Annotated in this window: 18 protein-coding genes; 10 read left to right on the forward strand and 8 right to left on the reverse strand. The window is 72.3% G+C overall.

The features are described from left to right. Nucleotides 1-4 precede the first annotated feature (4 nt). The 7 genes from soxR to ACN28G_RS11030 all read left to right on the forward strand — a co-directional run bounded on the left by soxR (nt 5) and on the right by ACN28G_RS11030 (nt 7,448). Nucleotides 5-508, forward strand: a complete 504-nt coding sequence (gene soxR, locus ACN28G_RS11000) for a redox-sensitive transcriptional activator SoxR (RefSeq protein WP_091438280.1) — start codon at nt 5-7, stop codon at nt 506-508. 119 nt (nt 509-627) lie between these two features. Beyond that, complete coding sequence (locus ACN28G_RS11005; protein WP_091438285.1) at nt 628-2,160, forward strand: ABC transporter substrate-binding protein; 1,533 nt, start codon at nt 628-630, stop codon at nt 2,158-2,160. Nucleotides 2,161-2,179: 19 nt separating this feature from the next. Continuing rightward, entirely contained in the window at nt 2,180-3,124 is a 945-nt protein-coding gene (locus tag ACN28G_RS11010) for an ABC transporter permease (protein ID WP_091438289.1), read from the forward strand. Beyond that, nucleotides 3,121-4,026 (forward strand): ABC transporter permease, encoded by a 906-nt coding sequence (locus ACN28G_RS11015; protein ID WP_091438292.1) that lies wholly within the window; start codon nt 3,121-3,123, stop codon nt 4,024-4,026. Before ACN28G_RS11010 ends, ACN28G_RS11015 begins: the two co-directional genes overlap by 4 nt. Next, the gene (locus ACN28G_RS11020; RefSeq protein WP_091438296.1) at nt 4,023-5,003 is read left to right on the forward strand and encodes an ABC transporter ATP-binding protein; all 981 of its coding nucleotides are present in this window, start codon (nt 4,023-4,025) and stop codon (nt 5,001-5,003) included. Before ACN28G_RS11015 ends, ACN28G_RS11020 begins: the two co-directional genes overlap by 4 nt. After that, nucleotides 5,003-6,010, forward strand: coding sequence for an ABC transporter ATP-binding protein (locus tag ACN28G_RS11025; protein ID WP_421479043.1), 1,008 nt, complete (start codon nt 5,003-5,005; stop codon nt 6,008-6,010). The genes ACN28G_RS11020 and ACN28G_RS11025 overlap by 1 nt, the downstream gene beginning before the upstream one ends. A 214-nt stretch (nt 6,011-6,224) precedes the next feature. Then, nucleotides 6,225-7,448 (forward strand): multidrug effflux MFS transporter, encoded by a 1,224-nt coding sequence (locus tag ACN28G_RS11030; RefSeq protein WP_421480890.1) that lies wholly within the window; start codon nt 6,225-6,227, stop codon nt 7,446-7,448. Between the two features lie 73 nt (nt 7,449-7,521). On the opposite strand, the gene ACN28G_RS11035 is transcribed toward ACN28G_RS11030, so the two are convergent. After that, on the reverse strand, nt 7,522-8,217 hold the full coding sequence (locus ACN28G_RS11035) for a DUF1028 domain-containing protein (protein WP_421479044.1): 696 nt from the start codon (nt 8,215-8,217) through the stop codon (nt 7,522-7,524). Nucleotides 8,218-8,309: 92 nt separating this feature from the next. Here ACN28G_RS11035 and ACN28G_RS11040 point away from each other — a divergent pair, with 92 nt between their 5' ends. Further along, a complete protein-coding gene (locus tag ACN28G_RS11040; RefSeq protein WP_421479045.1) occupies nt 8,310-9,092 on the forward strand; it encodes a TetR/AcrR family transcriptional regulator in 783 nt (260 codons plus the stop codon). A gap of 19 nt (nt 9,093-9,111) precedes the next feature. On the opposite strand, the gene ACN28G_RS11045 is transcribed toward ACN28G_RS11040, so the two are convergent. From ACN28G_RS11045 to ACN28G_RS11055, 3 genes are all read right to left on the reverse strand, one after another. Further along, nucleotides 9,112-10,074, reverse strand: coding sequence for an anti-sigma factor RsbA family regulatory protein (locus ACN28G_RS11045; protein ID WP_421479046.1), 963 nt, complete (start codon nt 10,072-10,074; stop codon nt 9,112-9,114). Next, nucleotides 10,071-10,886, reverse strand: a complete 816-nt coding sequence (locus ACN28G_RS11050) for an MEDS domain-containing protein (RefSeq protein ID WP_217628824.1) — start codon at nt 10,884-10,886, stop codon at nt 10,071-10,073. Before ACN28G_RS11050 ends, ACN28G_RS11045 begins: the two co-directional genes overlap by 4 nt. A 73-nt stretch (nt 10,887-10,959) precedes the next feature. Beyond that, nucleotides 10,960-12,534, reverse strand: coding sequence for an FMN-binding glutamate synthase family protein (locus ACN28G_RS11055; protein WP_091446470.1), 1,575 nt, complete (start codon nt 12,532-12,534; stop codon nt 10,960-10,962). Between the two features lie 104 nt (nt 12,535-12,638). On the opposite strand from ACN28G_RS11055, the gene ACN28G_RS11060 reads away from it, so the two are divergent. Beyond that, entirely contained in the window at nt 12,639-13,052 is a 414-nt protein-coding gene (locus ACN28G_RS11060) for a type II toxin-antitoxin system Phd/YefM family antitoxin (protein WP_421479047.1), read from the forward strand. A 48-nt stretch (nt 13,053-13,100) separates the two neighbouring features. Here the strand turns inward: ACN28G_RS11060 and ACN28G_RS11065 are convergent, their stop codons facing one another. The 3 genes from ACN28G_RS11065 to ACN28G_RS11075 are packed head-to-tail and all read right to left on the reverse strand — an operon-like array spanning nt 13,101 to nt 14,691. Then, the gene (locus ACN28G_RS11065) at nt 13,101-13,616 is read right to left on the reverse strand and encodes an NUDIX domain-containing protein (RefSeq protein WP_091438313.1); all 516 of its coding nucleotides are present in this window, start codon (nt 13,614-13,616) and stop codon (nt 13,101-13,103) included. Nucleotides 13,617-13,672: 56 nt separating this feature from the next. After that, nucleotides 13,673-14,314: an SRPBCC domain-containing protein gene (locus tag ACN28G_RS11070; protein WP_421479048.1), complete on the reverse strand. Its 642-nt coding sequence runs from the start codon at nt 14,312-14,314 to the stop codon at nt 13,673-13,675. Next, entirely contained in the window at nt 14,311-14,691 is a 381-nt protein-coding gene (locus ACN28G_RS11075; RefSeq protein WP_091438319.1) for an ArsR/SmtB family transcription factor, read from the reverse strand. Before ACN28G_RS11075 ends, ACN28G_RS11070 begins: the two co-directional genes overlap by 4 nt. A gap of 265 nt (nt 14,692-14,956) precedes the next feature. On the opposite strand from ACN28G_RS11075, the gene ACN28G_RS11080 reads away from it, so the two are divergent. Then, nucleotides 14,957-15,151: a CsbD family protein gene (locus ACN28G_RS11080; protein WP_091438322.1), complete on the forward strand. Its 195-nt coding sequence runs from the start codon at nt 14,957-14,959 to the stop codon at nt 15,149-15,151. A 69-nt stretch (nt 15,152-15,220) separates the two neighbouring features. Here ACN28G_RS11080 and ACN28G_RS11085 read toward each other — a convergent pair whose 3' ends face one another. Continuing rightward, entirely contained in the window at nt 15,221-16,615 is a 1,395-nt protein-coding gene (locus ACN28G_RS11085; protein ID WP_421479049.1) for a KamA family radical SAM protein, read from the reverse strand. Nucleotides 16,616-16,661: the final 46 nt, after the last annotated feature.

The raw sequence follows: 16,661 nt of genomic DNA on the forward strand, positions 1-16,661 counted from the left end.
CGCCATGCCGCAGCTCGACGCCACGATGATCTGGTTGCGGCCCGGACAGGTGGCCGAGCGGGCCGGGGTGGCCGTCTCGGCGCTGCACTACTACGAGCGGCTCGGGTTGATCCGCAGCCGCCGGACCAGTGCGAACCGGCGCGAGTACCGGCGCGACACGCTGCGGGTCATCGCCTTCATCCGCACCGCCCAGCGGCTCGGGGTGCCGCTGCGCCGGGTCAAGGAGGCCCTCGACCAGTTCCCCGAGGGACAGGTGGCCACCGCCCGGGACTGGGCCCGGATCTCCCGGCAGTGGCGCGACGAGCTGACCGGCCGGATCGAGGAACTCACCGCGCTGCGGGACCGCTTCGCCGACTGCATCGGCTGCGGCTGTCTGTCGCTGACCTCGTGCCCGTACTCCAATCCCGACGACGTGCTCGGCCTACAGGGTGCCGGCGCCCGCCGGTTCCCCGACCACGGCCGCACCGACTGCCGGCCGACTCTCGACGTGGCCGGGACGTGCCGCTGACGACGGCCGGCGGGAGAGTTCCTGGCCGAACAGGTTTGCCCGACCGACGGGGTGGGGCAAGCAGACCGGACAGGACGCGGCAGGGTCGCGGGTCCGGTCGACGGAGGGGGAGCAGGTCCATGACCAGATCCAGATTGGTCGGAGCGTTCGTCGCACTCTCCCTTGTGGGGTTGGTCGGCTGCAGCTCCGGTGAGAGCGTCGACGTCGGGGGAGCCGACCCGACCGGCGGCACCGGAGGGATCCTCAACGCCGCCATCGGCGGCGAACCGGACCAGCTCGACCCGCACCGCACCTCTGCCTACTACAGCTTCCAGGTGCTGGAGAACGTCTACGACACCCTGGTCGAGCCGGACGCCGACCTGAAGATGGCACCGGCGTTGGCGACGAGGTGGACCACCAGCGACGACCAGTTGACCTGGACCTTCACCCTGCGTGAGGGGGTGCGGTTCTCCGACGGCTCACCGCTGACCGCCGACGACGTGGTCTACTCGTACACCCGGATCATCGACGGGAAGCTCAACGCCGCGTACAAGTTCGAGACCGTCCGGTCGGTGACCGCCACCGACCCGGCCACCGTGGTGGTCACCCTGACCGCGCCCACCCCGAACCTGCTGGCCAACCTCGGTGGCTTCAAGGGCGTGGCGATCGTCAAGAAGTCCAACGTCGAGTCCGGCGAGATCACCACCAAGCCGGTCGGCACCGGGCCGTTCGCGGTGGCGAGCTACACCTCCGGCGACAGCATCCAGCTGACCCGCAACGAGCACTACTGGGCGGGCCCGACCCGGCTCGACGGGGTGCGGTTCACCTTCGTCTCCGACCCGACGGTGGCCCTGCAGAACCTGCGCGGCGGCGAGGTCGACTGGACCGACAACCTGCCCCCGCAGCAGGTCGACTCGCTCAAACAGGACGACCGGCTCACCGTGGAGTCGGCGCCCTCGACCGACTACTGGTACCTCGCCCTCAACCAGGGCCGGGCCCCCTTCGACAACGTGGCGGTCCGCCGGGCCGTCGCCTTCGCCCTGGACCGGGAGGCGATCACCCGGGCGGCCAAGTTCGGTCAGGCCACGGCGAACCAGACCGCCATCCCGCAGGGCAGCAACTGGTACTACGAGTACGCGCCGTACCGCCACGACGTCGCCCAGGCCCGTCAGCTGCTGGACCAGGCCGGCGTGCGCGACCTGAGCCTGGACCTGATGGTGACCAGCGAGTACCCCGAGACGGTCAGCGCCGCGCAGGTCATCGCGTCCCAGCTCGGCGAGATCGGGATCGACGTCAAGATCCGCACCCTGGACTTCGCCCAGTGGCTCGACGAACAGGGCAAGGGCACCTTCGACGCGTTCCTGCTGGGCTGGCTCGGCAACATCGACCCGGACGAGTTCTACTACGCCCAGCACCGCACCGGCGGGACGTTCAACTTCCACAAGTACAGCAACCCGGCCGTGGACCGGCTGCTCGACCAGGCCCGTACCCAGACCGACGAGGCGGCCCGCAGGCAGACGTACCAGCAGGCGGCGAAGCAGATCGTCGACGACGCCAGCTACGTCTACCTGTACAACCCGAACGTGGTGCAGGGCTGGTCGACGCAGGTGAGCGGCTACCAGGTCCGCACCGACCGGGCTATCCGGTTCCGCGACGTCGGCCTGACCGGCTGAGTCGGCGGGGAGACGCGACGTGGGTCGGTTCATCCTCCGTCGACTGTTGCAGTCGGCCGTCGTGCTGCTCGGGGTGACGCTCGTCGTCTTCCTGCTGCTGCAACTGGTCCCGGGCGATCCCGTCCGGGTGGCGCTCGGGACCCGGTTCGACCAGGAGACGTACGACGCGCTGCGGGAACGCTCCGGGCTGGACCGGCCCCTGGTGGAGCAGTACCTCAGCTATGTCGCGCACGCCCTCACCGGTGACCTCGGCGTCAGCTTCCGCAGCGGGCAGCCGGTCACCACCATCGTCCTGGACCGGCTGCCCGCGACGCTCTCCCTGGCGGTGACCGCGGTGCTGCTGGCCCTGCTGGTCGCCGTCCCGCTGGGCGTGCTCTCCGCGGTGCGCAGCGGCTCGCTGCTGGACCACGCCGCCCGGGTGTTCAGCCAGTTCGGGGTCTCGGTGCCGGACTTCTGGATGGGCATCATGGCGATCCTGCTCTTCGCCGGCGTCCTCGGCTGGCTTCCCCCGTCGGGGTACGTGGCGTTGACCGACGACCCGCTGCGGTGGGCCTCCCACGTGATCCTGCCGGCGGCCTCGGTCGGGCTGGTGACCGCCTCGATCCTGACCCGCTTCATCCGGTCCTCGGTCCTGGAGGTGCTCTCCGAGGACTACGTACGCACCGCGGAGGCCAAGGGTCTGCGGCCCCGGGTGGTGGTGTCACGGCACGTGCTGCGCAACGCGTTGATCCCGGTGGTGACCGTGGTGGCGGTGCAGGTGGCCAGCCTGGTGGGCGGGGTGATCGTGATCGAGGTGCTGTTCGCCTGGCCGGGCGTCGGCCGGCTGACCTACGACGCGGTCCAGGCCCGCGACTATCCGGTGCTGCAGGGCGCCGTGCTCTTCGTCGCCAGCCTGTTCCTGCTGGTGAACCTGCTGGTGGACATCCTCTACGCCCGCCTCGACCCGCGGATCACCCTCCGATGACCGGCCACCGCGACGCCGCGTCGACCGGCCCCGACGACGGCACCTGGCGCCGGGTGTTGACGGCGCTGCGCCATGACCCGCTCGCCCTGGGCGGCGCCCTGGTGCTGCTGGTCCTGCTCGTGGTCGGGGTGGCCGGGCAGTGGCTCGCCCCGGCCGGGATCAACGAGGTCGACGTGGACCGGATGTTGCAACCGCCCAGCCTGGACCACCCGTTCGGCACCGACGAACTCGGCCGCGACGTGCTCAGTCGGGTGCTGGTCGCCGCCCGGGTGTCGTTGCAGGTCGGCCTGGTCAGCGTGGGCATCGCGCTGACCGTCGGGGTCACCGTCGGGCTGCTGGCCGGGTACTACCGGGGCTGGGCCGACAACGTGCTGATGCGCGGCATGGACGTGTTGTTCGCGTTCCCGGTGCTGCTGCTGGCCGTGGCCATCGTGGCGGTGCTCGGGCCCGGCCTGCGTACCGCGATGGTGGCGATCGGGGTGGTCTACACGCCGATCTTCGCCCGGGTCACCCGGGCCAGCGTGCTGGCGGTCCGGGAGCAGGACTTCGTCCGGGCCGCCATCTCCATCGGCACCTCCGACCTGCGCATCATGCGCCGGCACGTGCTGCCGAACGTGGCGGCGCCGCTGATCGTGCAGACCTCGCTGTCGCTGGCCTTCGCGATCCTCTCCGAGGCCGCGCTCTCCTTCCTCGGCCTCGGCATCCAGCCACCCGACCCGGCCTGGGGGCGGATGCTCTTCGACGGCCGGGGGTTCGTCACCGACGCCTGGTGGCTGGGGTTCTTCCCCGGCGCCGCGATCTTCCTCACCGTGCTGGCGTTCAACCTGGTCGGTGACGCGCTGCGCGACGTGCTGGACCCGCGTCAGCTCACCGTCAACGAGGCCAGAAGGAGCAGCCGATGACGACCACCCGGGAGGTACTCGCCATCGAGGGTCTGACGGTGACCCTGGGCACCCGTCGTGGCCCGGCCCACGCGGTCGCCGGCGTCGACTGGTCGGTACGGGCCGGGCAGACCCTCGCCCTGGTCGGCGAGTCCGGCAGCGGCAAGAGCATGACGGTGCTGGCCGCGACCGGTCTGGCACCCCGCACGGCCCGGGTCACCGGGCAGGTCCGGCTGCTCGGCGAGGAGTTCACCACCCTGCCCGAGCAGCGGCGACGCCGGATGCGCGGTCGGCACGTCGGGTTCGTCTTCCAGGACCCGATGACCTCGCTCAACCCGGTGCTGACCGTCGGCCGGCAGGTCGCCGAGGCCGGCGAGGAACACCTGGGGCTGACCCGTCGGCAGGCCCGCCGACGGGCGGTGGAACTGCTCGACCTGGTCGGTATCCCCTCGGCGGACCGGCGGGTCGACGAGCACCCGCACCAGTTCTCCGGGGGGATGCGGCAGCGGGCCGTCATCGCCATGGCGTTGGCCTGCGAACCGGACCTGCTGATCGCCGACGAGCCGACCACCGCCCTGGACGTCACCACCCAGGCCCAGATCATCGAACTCGTCGCCGACCTGCAACGCCGACTCGGTACCGCGGTCGTCTGGATCACCCACGACCTGGGGGTGGTGGCCGGGGTCGCCGACACCGTGGCGGTCATGTACGGCGGACGGATCGTCGAGCAGGGCACGGTCGACGAGGTGTTCGCCAGTCCGTCGCACCCGTACACCCGGGCGTTGCTGGCCGCCCGGCCCGACCCGGCGCGCTCCGGTGGTGACCTGCCGGCCATCCAGGGCTCCCCACCGAACCCACTGGACCTCCCCGCCGGCTGCGCGTTCTGGCCCCGCTGCCCGGTACGCGGCGACGCCCGCTGCGAAAACGAGCTGCCGCCGCTGACCGAGATCAGCCCGGGCCACCGGGTCCGTACCTTCTATCCACGGTCGGAGGCGTGATGAGCACCGCGGCCGAGGCGGCGCACGTCGCCGAGCTCGACGACCTCAAGGTGTGGTTCCCGGTGCGCGGCGGCCCGCCGGTACGCGCCGTCGACGGGGTCTCACTGCGCATCCGGCGGGGGGAGACCCTCGGGCTGGTCGGGGAGTCCGGCAGCGGCAAGTCGACCACCGGGCTGGCGTTGCTGCGGCTGGTCGACCCGAGCGCCGGCCTGATCCGGGTGGCGGGCCAGGACGTCACCGGGTGGTCCCGACGTCGGCTGCGGGGGCTGCGCCGCCGGGTGGCGATGGTCTTCCAGGACCCGCAGGCGTCGCTGGACCCGCGCCGCACCATCGGCGAGAGCATCGCCGAGCCGCTGGTCGTGCACCGGCTGGCCGACTCCGCCCAGGCGCGTCGGCGTCGGGTCGGTGAGCTGCTGGACCTGGTGGGTCTACGCGCCGAGGTGGCCGGGCGGCACCCGCACGAGCTCTCGGGTGGGCAACGGCAGCGGGTCGGCATCGCCCGTGCCCTGGCCGGTGAGCCGGACCTGATCGTCCTGGACGAGCCGATCGCCTCGCTCGATCTCAGCGTCCAGGCGCAGAGCATGAACCTGCTGCGCAGCCTGCAACGGGACCTGTCGTTGACGTACCTGTTCATCGCCCACGACCTGGCGGCCGTGGAGCACATGAGCGACCGGGTCGCGGTGATGTACCTGGGTCGGATCGTGGAGACCGGCACCCCGGCGCAGCTGTACCGGGCGCCCGCCCACCCGTACACCGCCGCGTTGCTCTCGGCGATCCCGGTCGCCGATCCGCAGGTCGAACGGCACCGGCGGCGGATCATCCTGCATGGTGACATCCCCAGTCCGACGAACCCGCCCAGCGGCTGCCGGTTCCGTACCCGCTGCCCGCAGGCCCGGGCGGACTGCGCCGACACCGAACCGCTGCTCGCCCCGGTGACCGACGGACACCGGGTGGCCTGCCACTACGCCGGTACGGCGGTCGAGGCGATGCGCGCCGACGAGGGCTGAACGTGACCGACGAGTCGCTGTGACCGTGCTTACTCCGGAAAGCGGGAATCAGCGCGCGGGTCGAGGATTTGCAGCAGAGTGTGACTGTTGCGCTGATCCCCACCGGACGCCGGCTTCCCGCCGGTACCCCTGACCCATGGTCGGAGCCGAGCCGATGACCGCACCGAGCAAGACCGTCGGCCCGCCGGCGGCGGCGCCGACCCCGGGTGAGCTGATGAGCACCGGGCAGCGGTTGCGCCTGGTCCTGGTGCTCGGCTCGCTGGTGGCGCTGGGCCCGCTGACCATCGACATGTACCTGCCCGCGTTCCCGGCGATCGTCGAGGACTTCCGGACCACCTCGGCGGCGGTGCAGCTGACCCTCACCGGCACCCTGGCGGGGTTGGCGGTCGGCCAGTTGCTGATCGGCCCGCTCTCCGACGCGGTCGGGCGGCGCCGGCCGCTGATCGCCGGCATCGTGCTGCACGTCGTGGCCTCGCTGCTCTGCGTGGTCGCGCCGACCATCGCGGTGCTCGGCGCGCTGCGGGTGGTGCAGGGTCTCGGGGTGGCGGCGACCTCGGTGGTGGCGATGGCCGTGGTACGGGACCTGTTCGGTGGGGTGGCCTTCGCCCGCCTGCTGTCCCGGCTGCTGCTGGTGATGGGTGCGGCACCGGTGCTCGCCCCGACCCTCGGCGGTGGGCTGCTGCGCTGGACGAACTGGCAGGGCGTGTTCGTCGCGCTGGCCGTCTTCGGGTTGCTGCTGGTAGGGGTCGCCGTGGTCGGCCTGGCCGAGACGCTGCCGCCGGCCCGACGACGGCGTGGGGGAGTGGTGGCGACCGCCCGGGTGTACGGCTCGCTGCTGCGTGACCGTACCTTCGTGGGTCTGGTCCTGGTCGCCGGGCTGGCCATGGCGGCGCTGTTCGCCTACGTCTCCGGGTCGTCGTTCGTGCTGCAGGGACAGTACGGGCTCAACGAACAGGAGTTCGGACTGGCCTTCGGCGCGGGCGCGGTCGGGTTGATCGGGGCGACCCAGTTCAACGTGCGGCTGCTGCGGTGGTGGTCGCCGCAGCGGATCCTGATGGTGGCCCTGGGCGTCGGCACCGGCGCCGGATTGGTGCTGCTCGCGGTGGCCGCGACCGGGTTCGGTGGGCTGCCGAGTCTGTTGGTGTCGTTGTGGGTGGTACTGGCGGCGGCGGGTCTGGCCATGCCGAACGCGCCGGCCCTGGCGTTGTCCCGGCACGGTGAGGCGGCCGGCACCGCCTCGGCCCTGCTCGGGGCGGTGCAGTTCGGGGTGGGCGCGCTGGCGGCCCCGCTGGTGGGGGTGCTGGGCACCGGGGCGACGGCGATGGCCGTCGTGGTGGCCGGCGGAATGCTGGCCGCCACCGCGGTCCTGCTGGTCGTGGTGCGACCCGGTCGGCTCGCCGGCCTGGAGCCGGATCCGGTGGCCGTGCCCGCGCACTGAGCGGCGCGGCACCGAGCCGGCTCCGCCGGGCCGTCCGTGCGCCGAAGGTACCTGGGCGTCGCGGCGGTGCCGGTCAGGCGCCCGCCGTGCCGCCGGCGAGGACCTGGCGCGCCGATTCCCCCATCGGGTCGTCGCGCGTGGGCAGGCCCCGCACGATCGGCAGCATCTCCTCCTGGAACACCCCGTAGAGGCGCCGCAACTCCCGGGCCGGGTCGTCGGCGTCGTCGACCCGCAGGTCCCACAGCGGGTACGGCTCCTCGGAGATGACCGTGATGGTCGCCGAGCCGGCCCCCTTGCGGTCCCCGCCGCTGTCCTCGCCGGCCTCGATGGCGCAGAGCAACCGTTCGACCAGGTCGGCCTCCGGGTCCTGCTGGTAGCCGCGGACGATGGCCGCCAGGGTCTCGGGGCCGGCCAACCGGTTGCCCTGGGCGGCGAAACCGGACCCGACGTGCTGGCCCGACCAGGGCAGCGTCCTGGCACCGGTGAACGCGTGGGAGCGGCCCTGGGCGTCGACGACACCGGCCTGGCGGACGTCCCGTCCCGGGTCGTTGGCCAGCAGTTCGTCGAAGACCTCGCGGGGGGACCGTCCCTCGGCGAGCATCGGCAGGCCGTCGTAGGCCAGGAAGGGGTTGTGGGTGGCCTGGGTGGCCACCGCCCCGGCACCGTTGCGCACGTGGGAGAGCAGCTTGCCCACCCCGGCGGTGGCGGTCAGGGCCGCCACCCCGAGCTGGCCGGTACGGGGACAGCGGGCGACGATGGAGAAGGTCATGGCCCCTCCCTACCCGCCCGGTGGGAATCCCATACGTGGCGGCGGTCCCACCCGGCTCGGTGGGCCGACCGGGATCGGGCAGGATGGTCGGCATGCCCGGTGACCGCAGAACCGTCGTCGACCCGGCCCGGAGCCTGGCGATCCTCTGGCGCACCCGGGAGCCGGTCAGCCGGGGCGGCGGCCCGGCGCTCAGCGTCGACCGGATCGTCCGCCAGGGCATCGAGATCGCCGATGCCGAAGGCCTCGGCGCCCTCACCATGCGGCGGGTGAGCGACGCCCTCGCCGTCGGCACCATGTCGGTCTACACCTACGTGCCGGGCAAGGCCGAACTGCTCGACGTCATGGTCGACACCGTGTACGCCGAGACCGCACGACCGGCCGAGCCGACCGGCTGGCGGGCCCGGCTGGAGCAGGTGGCCCGGGAGAACTGGGCGCTGTACCGACGTCACCCGTGGCTGCTGCAGGCCGAGACGTCCCGTCCGGTGCTCGGCCCCAACCTGATGGCCAAGTACGACTACGAACTACGCGCCGTCGACGGCGTCGGCCTGACCGACCTGGAGATGGACAGCGTGCTCACCCTGGTGCTCGGGCACGTCAAGAGCGCCGCCCGGGCCGCCTGGGACCAGGTGAACCTGGAACGCGACACCGGCCTGACCGAGGGACAGTGGTGGCAGTCGCACGCCCCCTACCTGAAGCGGTACGTCGGCGACGACACCTATCCCACCGCGACCCGGGTGGGCACCGCCGCCGGCCAGGCCCACGGCGCGGCCTACCACCCGGAGCACGCCTTCGAGTTCGGCCTGCAGCGGGTGCTCGACGGCATCGCCGTGGTGGTCGAGACCCGTACCACCGACACCGCGGGCCCGGCGAGCTGAGTCGACACCGCTCGACGCCTCACCGGGCGACGTGCGGGTTCCCGGCGGTCAACCGCAGCGTGAACCCACCGGGACCCCGCTGCATCGTGACGTGGTTGCAGGACTGGTAGGTGATCCACAGGCCGAGCCCACCCGGGGCGTCACCGCCGGCCGGCAGGAGCCCGACGAACGGGTCCTTCGGACCGTCGCCGGCGTCGGCGACGGTGACGACCATCCGGTCGGGGGCCCGCCAGAGCCGGAACCGGACCGGCGGCTGGCCATGGCGCAGGGCGTTGGTCACCGCCTCGCTCACCGCCACCACCAGATCCTCGACGTCGTCGACCGGCAGCCGACCGTCATCGGCGGCGTAGACCGCCGCGCGGGCCTGCACCGGGGTCGGGTCGGTCAACTCCGCGACCGGCGTCGACTGCTGCACCGGGTCGGCCAGCACCGGTCGCGGCTGGCCGAGGTACGTCACCGGGTCCTGGTAACCGGGGCTCGGCACGTGCCGGCCGTCGGCCGTGGCCACCCGGGGATGGGTGCGGGCGACGTCGTCGAGCACCGCGGGGGGAGTGGTGCGCAGGTCGTACGCGCACATGCTCCACAACGGGAACTCGTCATAGGCGTGGTTGATCGCCGACTCGTACCGCGCCCACCAGTCCCAGGTGGGGCCGAGCGCGACCGTCGGCACCTCGCCGACGACGCGGATCTGCCGGGCCCCCTCGGCCACAAACGAGCCGAACAGCCGCTGATAGGACCGGATCGCGGCGGTGGGACGGGCGTACATCCGTCCACCGGGCAGGTAGGTGACCGCACAGTCGGCCGGCAGCTCCGCCCGGACCAACGCGGCGGTGCGCTCGCCCAGGGCGACCATCGTCGGCTCACCCGCCGCCACCCCGCCGAGCAGGAACGGCACCACCACGGCGAGCAGGTCCTCGTCGCCGGCGTAGCGGACCGCCTCGTGGTAGTAGCCCTGGTGTCCGGCCGCCGCCCCGGTCCTCATCGCGCCGTCTCCACCCGGACGCGGGACAGGCTCAGCACCTCGACCAGGCGCGCGGCGGCGGTGCGCGAGGTCCGCAGCACCGCGGTCACCCCGTGCCGGCCGGCGTGCTCGTCCAGGTGGATCAGGGACCGGTGGTCGATGTAGCGCAGCTCGGCGGCGCTCACCTCCAACCGGCCGTCGACGCCGCGGGGATCGGCGTGTGTCAGCGCGGCCCGGAACAACTCGTGGTTGGTCGGATCCAACTCACCCACCAGGGCGCACTCCTCACCGGGCCCGGCGGCGAACAGCCGGAACAGCACCGACGCGTTGGTCTCGGGATGCAGGCAGGCCAGCTCGTCGACCGCCCGGTCACCGAGCACCCGCCGGTCGAAGGCACACAGCGCGGACATCGGTCGGGCCCGCATGTACCGGTCGACCAGGTGCTCGTACCGGGCGAACGCGGCACGCTCCGCCGGCCCCCGCACCAGCGAGGTCACGTCGGCCACCACCCGCAACCCGGTGAAGCCGGCGGCCAGCGCCTGCTCGGTGAGCGCCGCGTAGGCGCTCACCTGGGCCTGCGGGTCGACCCGGCGGGCACCGAGGTAGGTGGTCGACAGCGGGACGACCCGGACGGCGTCGCGTCGGATCGCCTCGGTCAGGCCGGCGAGCCGACGCAGCGCGGGTGGCGGACCGTCGTCGGCCACGTACCAGACGCGTTGCCCGGTGGTCAGCCCCTCGTCGACGAACTCCCCGGCGCGGGCCACGAAGGCGGACGGGTCGTCGTAGGCCCAGCAGAGGTGACCGTACGACCCGGTCGGTGCCTGGTCGATCACCGCGAACGCCTCACGCCCGACAGTTTATGCCCTCACCGGTCGGGACCTCGACGGCCACGTGCCCGGCACCGGTTCAGCCGACGGCCGTGGCGGACGGTTCGGCGCTGCCGCCGCGCGGCGCGGTACCGGCCATCAACGCGACGATCGCGGCCTGGTCGGCCGCCGACGGCAGCCCCCACTCCGGCTGGTAGCCGTACACCTGCCGCAGCGGGGTCGAGGAGGTACGCCCGTCGAGCATCTCCACCGAGTCGGTGCCGATCAGGCCCGGATGCTCCACCCCGCACGCCTCGGCCACCTTGATCAGGTCCCGGCGCAGGGTCCGCAGGTAGTTCGCCGCCCGGACCGCCTTCGACCTCGGGTCCAGGCCCCGGGTCAGCCACCGGTTCTGGGTGGCCACCCCGGTCGGGCAGGAGTCGGCGTGGCACTGCTGGGCCTGGATGCAGCCGATCGCCAGCATCGCCTCCCGGCCCACCGAGACCAGGTCACAGCCGAGGGCGAAGGCCACCACCGCGTTGTCCGGCAGGCCCAGTTTGCCGCTGCCGGAGAAGACCACGTCCTCGTGCAGGCCGCGTTCGGCGAAGGTCCGGTACACCCGGGCGAAGCCCTGCTGGAACGGCAGCGACACCGAGTCGGTGAAGATCAGTGGGGCGGCGCCGGTGCCGCCCTCGCCGCCGTCGACGTTCACGTAGTCCACGCCCCGGCCGGTGTCGCGCATCAGGTCGGCCAGCTCCGTCCAGAAACCCAGGTCACCGACGGCGGACTTGATCCCCACCGGCAGACCGGTCTCGGCGGCCAGCAGCTCCACCCAGTCGAGCAGGCTGTCGCAGTCGGAGAACTCGGCGTGCCGTGACGGGCTGACGCAGTCCTGCCCGGCCGGGATGCCCCGGGTGGCGGCGATCTCCGCCGACACCTTCGCCCCGGGCAGCAGCCCACCGAGGCTGGGTTTGGCACCCTGGCTCAGTTTGATCTCCAACGCGCGTACCGGGGCGCCGGCCACCACGTCCTTGAGCCGGTCGAGGCTGAACCGGCCGCGCTCGTCCCGGCAACCGAAGTACGCCGTACCGAGCTGGAAGACCAGCTCCCCGCCCCGCCGGTGGTACGGCGACAGCCCGCCCTCGCCGGTGTTGTGCAGGCAGCCGGCCAGCCCCGCGCCTTCGTTGAGCGCCGCGACCGCTGGACCGGACAGCGAGCCGAAGCTCATCCCGGCGATGTTCACCACCGAGGCCGGGCGGAAGGCCCGGGCCCGGCCCCGCGCCCCACCGAGCACCTTGGCGCACGGCAGCCGCACGTCCTGGCCGGCGGCGGGCGCTGACGGCGGCGCGGTCCGGCCGAACGTCCGGTGCATGATCACCGGGTAGCCGGAGGTGTGCTCGACGTCGTTGTCGGTGCCGAACCCGAAGTAGTTGTTCTCCTGTTTGGCCGAGGCGTAGACCCAGCGCCGCTGGTCCCGGGTGAACGGGCGTTCCTCGTCGTTGCCGGCGACGATGTACTGGCGCAGCTCCGGGCCGATCGACTCCAGCAGGTACCGGGCCCGGCCGACGAGGGGATAGTTGCGCAGCAGGGCGTGGTCGCGCTGGAGCAGGTCACGGGCGGCGAGCCCGGCCAGGGCGGCGAGGGTGACAGGGATGGCACGGTTGACCCACTTCATGCAGGCCATCCTGCCCGCCATCGCCGTGACCTGCACGGTCACCGTAGGCGGCGCATCGACGGTCGTCGGGCCGGAATGTCGTACCCCGGGCGCACCATGGGGTCATGGTTGCCCACGCCCTTCCCCATGCCGCCGGTCAGCCCCACGCCCTGCCGTTGCGTGAGGTCCGCACCCGGCTGACCCAGCTCGTCGCGATGGCCGAGCTGACCGACACCGTCACGACGATCACCCGGGACCGGGACAGCCGGCCGGTCGCCGCGATCGTCCCGGCCGGCGCGGCCCGCACCCAGGCCCAGGCCCGCGCCGACGCCGAACGCCTCGCAACGGTGACCGCCGGCTGGGCCCGCCGCCTCGACGCCAGCCACCAGCAGAGCGTCCGCCGACACGCGGCCGAGCTGCGGGCGGTCACCGAGGCGCTCGCCGAGGCCTGGGCCGAGCTCGACCGCAGGTCCACACCGGGCGGTGACCCGACGCTGGACCGCCTCCGCGCCGCCCACGCCGACCTGCTGGGCCGGTGATCCCGACCGCCCTACGCCGCCACCGTCGGCCGGCCGGGCGCCGGGCCCCTACCGGTCGCGGTGTCCGGCGAAGAAGTCGGCGAGCACCCGGGTGTGGGTGGAGAAGGCGAGCTCGACCGGTTCGGTGACGACCAGCCACTCGGTCGCCTCCTCGGTCGGCGCCGACGGCGGCAGCTCGTCCGCGTCGCGCTCGGGCAGCGTGCCGAAGATCATGATGGTGCCGCCGGCGGGAGCGCCGTGCACCGCGAAGAGGCGGGCCTGTCCGGCCGGGGCGAGCAGACCGGTCTCTTCCCGCAGCTCCCGGACCAGCGCCTCGGACCACTCCTCGCCGTACTCGATGAAGCCTCCGGGCAGGGCCAGTTCACCCCGGGCCGGTTCGATGTCGCGGCGGACCAGCACCACGCCCAGTCCGGTGGCGGTGCGGACCGGCAGGACGGCGACCGCGACCGGCAGCGGGTTGCGCCACACGGTCTGGCCGCAGGTCGCGCAGACCCGCGGCCAGCCGGCGGCCGCCGGGTATCCGGTGCCGCAGTAGGAGCAGTGGGAGAACGGTACGGCGGTCACGCCGCAGCACGTTACCCGTCCGACCCGCCAACGGCATCCGCCCGGCCGTGCCCTTCTCAGGCGGGCTCGGCACCGGTGTAGAAGGCAGCCGTCCGGGCCGCCGCCGCGTGCGCCTTCGCCGGGTCGCTGCCGCCGGCGGCGTCCGCCTCGCCCCACCGCTCGGCGGCCGCGGTGATGAAGCCCCGCCCCTGCTCGGAGGCGGTCCAGGTGGCGACCTCGGCCGGGTCGACGGGCGCGCCGCCGCCGGTGAGGTGCAACGCGAGCCCGAGCAACCCCAGCTCCCAGCCAACTCCCACCGCAGCCGGGCCGAACTGGTCCCACCGCTCGTCGTCGACGTGGGCGATGTGTTCAAGTTCGAACAGGGTGCCCCCGTCGGGGGAGCTGGTGAGGCGCAACTCGATCCAGCTGACTTCGCCGCCCAACTCCCAGGTGGCGGTGAAGCCCTTCGGCGGGTCGCACCGTTCTATGGTGCCCCCGGCGTTGCCCGCGAGCTGGTAGCGGCCGTGCAGGCGTAGGTCACCGGTGACCGGCAGGAACCAGCGGGGGATCCGTTCGGGGTTGGTGCAGGCGTCCCAGACGTCCTCCGGCGCGGCGTCGTAGGTCCGGCTGATGGTGCTCACCCGGGCCTGCCCGGCGGGCAGCGTACGGGTGCCGACCCGCCGCTGGACGGCGCTGACCTGGTACGTCACATCGATCATGATTCTCCTGTCGAAGGTTCGTCGCTGTTCTGCCTGTCGGCCTCGGCGCGCAGCCGGCGTTCCCGCCGACCCCGGGCCAACTCGGTGTCGAGGGCGAGCAGTGGCGGCGTCCAGAACCGGCGGAAGCTGTCCAGCCAACTGTCGATCTCCCGCAGCGGTTGCGGGTTCATCGCGTACAGCCGGCGGGTGCCCTCCGGTCGCACGGTGGCGAAGCCGTTGTCGCGCAGCACCCGCAGGTGCTGGGAGACCGCCGGCTGGGAGATCCGGAACTCCCGGCCGATGGCGGCGCTGACCGCACCGGCGGTCAGCTCGCCCTCGGCGAGCAACTCGAGGATCCGCCGCCGCACCGGGTCACCGAGAACGTCGAACGCGTGCACCCGAGCTTTCTATCACGCACGGCTTATATAAGCCAACCTTGACTCTCGACTCGCGGCCGGTCTGTGCGGGGTCGGGCCACGTTCCGGGGAGTGCCTACTTACCGACCACGGCGGGTCGCTCTCTTCACCTAGTGTCCTAGGATGCCTTAGCGGATATGAGCCCCCGCTCACCAACCCCGGCAGGTTTCCGGCAAGCCGGCACCGGGAACCCAGAACAACAACGAAACAAGCACCCTTGACCAGGGAGCGGACCGAGGGAGGCGACATGGGTTTCACCGACAAGGCGAAGAACAAGGCCGACGAGCTGACCGGCGCCGCCAAGGAGCGCATCGGCGACGCGACCGACAACGACCGGCTGCAGGCCGAGGGCGCCGCCCAGCAGGGTGAGGCGCGGGCCCGGCAGGCCGGCGAGCACGTCAAGGACGCCGGGCGCGACGTACGCGACGCGTTCACGAAGTAGTAGTCACCGCAACGCGGCGGCCCCGGAGGATCGATCCTCCGGGGCCGCCGCGTCGTGTCTGGTGCCGGGTCAGTCGTCGCGGTGTTCGTGCCACCACTGCCGGCCGGTGTCGGGCAGGGTGTCGATCGGGTCGTAGTAGGCGTAGCGCTTCTCCAGGGCCGTCAGGTCGGCGGACTCGATGGAGGTGCGGTAATTCTTGGTCCAGTAGGAGATCCCGCGTTCGCGGTCGTACTCGGTGAGCATGTGCACCCAGCGTTTGCCGACGAACGGGACGTCGCAGACCATCCGTGGGGTGGCGTATCCGGGCAGGTAGCCCATGATGTCGTGCTGGAGCTGCTGGGCCTGCCAGACCGGGACCCGCCAGTGTTCCGCGTTGGGGATCATGTCGCACAGGTAGAAGTAGTACGGCAGGATCCCGGCCTCACCCTGCAGGGCGAAGCAGAGGTCGAGCAGGTCGGCGCTGGTGTCGTTGACGCCGCGCAGTAGGACGCCCTGGTTGCGTACGTCGCGGACGCCGACGTCGAGGGCGGTCTGGGCGGCCCTGGCGACCAGGGGGGTCAGCGACTGGGCGTGGTTGACGTGGGTGTGGATGGCGAGGTTGACGCCGCGGCGGGCGGCGGTGCGGGCGACCCGCTCCAGGCCCTCGACGACGTCGGGCTGCAGCCAGTGCTGGGGCAGGCCCATCAGCGCCTTGGTGGCGAGCCGGATGTCGCGGACGGTTTCGATGCCCAGCAGCCGCATCAGGTACGACTCCAGGTTGCGCCAGGGGACGTTGGCGACGTCACCGCCGGAGACGACGACGTCGCGTACCCCGGGGTGGGCCTTGAGGTAGGTGATGTGGGCGTCGTAGCGGTCGACGGGTTTGAGGGTGAGCTTGAGTTTGTCGACGGCGGGGGTGGAGTTGCCTACCAGGTCCATCCGGGTGCAGTGCCCGCAGTACTGGGGGCAGGTGGAGAGCAGTTCGGCGAGGACCTTGGTGGGGTAGCGGTGGGTGAGGCCTTCGGCGACCCACATGTCGTGTTCGTGCAGCGAGTCGCGGCTGGCGTAGGGGTGTGAGGGCCAGTCGGTGCGCCGGTCGGAGGCGACCGGGATCATGTAGCGGCGGATCGGGTCGGCGTGGAAGGCCTCGGTGGTCGGTGGCGCGGACGGCACCATGGTGTTGAGCATCTGGGGGGTCACCAGCATGGACATGGTGGCCAGGGCGTGTTGGTCGGCGGCGAGGTCGGTGTAGAAGCTTTCGTCGACGGTGTCGCCGAGGACGGCGCGTAGCTGGGTGGGGTTCTTGACGCAGTTGACGCGTTGCCATTGGGCGGATTCCCACTGGTCGCGGGTTACCTGGCGCCAGCCGGGGAAGCGGGTCCAGTCGGGTTCGACCAGGGGGGCGCGGCGGTATTCGTAGGGTTGGCCGGCGGCGGGGGTCAGGTGGGGCCCGGGGATGGTCTCCGCCGGTTGGGTCTGGGTCACGGCCCCTCCTCTGGTGGTGTGTGGCGAGTTCGTAGGGTACTGGAAA

This window comes from Micromonospora sp. WMMA1923 (assembly GCF_049179195.1).
GTDB classification, from domain to species: Bacteria; Actinomycetota; Actinomycetes; order Mycobacteriales; family Micromonosporaceae; genus Micromonospora; species Micromonospora yangpuensis.